General features: G+C 77.9%; 1 protein-coding gene. It reads left to right on the forward strand.

The genetic code is table 11. The features are described from left to right. Positions 1-809, forward strand: an 809-nt coding sequence (locus KUM32_RS39570; protein ID WP_217146573.1) for a Rossmann-like and DUF2520 domain-containing protein, incomplete at its 5' end; no start/stop codon positions are given. Between the last annotated feature and the right edge of the window lie 56 nt (positions 810-865).

Genomic DNA, 865 nt, shown 5'->3' on the forward strand with positions numbered 1-865 from the left:
GGGCCGCCGAGCTGCTGCCCGGGGTGCCCCTCGTGTCGCCCGCCGAGGTGCTGGCCCGCGCCGAGCTGGTGCTGCTCACGGTGCCCGACGACGTGTTGCCCGGCCTGGTCGAGGGCCTGGTCGAGACCGGCGCGGTGCGCCCCGGACAGCTCCTGGCGCACACCTCGGGGCGGTACGGGACGGGCGTGCTCGACCCCGCGCTGCGCGCGGGCGCGCTGCCGCTGGCGCTGCACCCGGCGATGACGTTCACCGGCACGGCCGTGGACGTGGAGCGGCTCGCGGGCTGCTCGTTCGGCGTCACCGCGCCCGAGGAGCTGCGGCTGGCCGCCGAGGCGCTGGTCATCGAGATGGGCGGCGAGGCGGAGTGGATCGCAGAGGAGGCCCGCCCGCTCTACCACGCGGCGCTGGCCATCGGCGCCAACCACCTGGTCACGCTGGTCGCCCAGGCCCGTGAGCTGCTCCAGGAGGCGGGCGTCGCCGCGCCGGGCCGGATGCTCGGCCCGCTGCTCGGCGCCGCGTTGGACAACGCGCTGCGCAGCGGCGACGCCGCGCTGACCGGCCCGGTCGCGCGCGGCGACGCGGGCACGGTCGCGGCGCACGTGGCCGAGTTGCGCCGGCGCGCGCCGCAGGTGGTGCCCGGCTATCTGGCCATGGCGCGTACGACGGCCGACCGCGCGCTCGCGCACGGCCTGCTCAAGCCGGAGCTGGCCGAGGACCTGTTGGGCGTGCTCGCGCACCAGGACGAGGACGGGCCGCCCGGCGGCGACGGCACGAGCAGTGCGAACGGTACGAGTGGAGGCGGCCGATGAGCCCGCGACGGTGGAGCGAGGCCGGCGCCGGCGGCCCCGACGTGGAGCTGTGCACC

The sequence above is a fragment of the Streptomyces sp. AC627_RSS907 genome, from assembly GCF_019049165.1.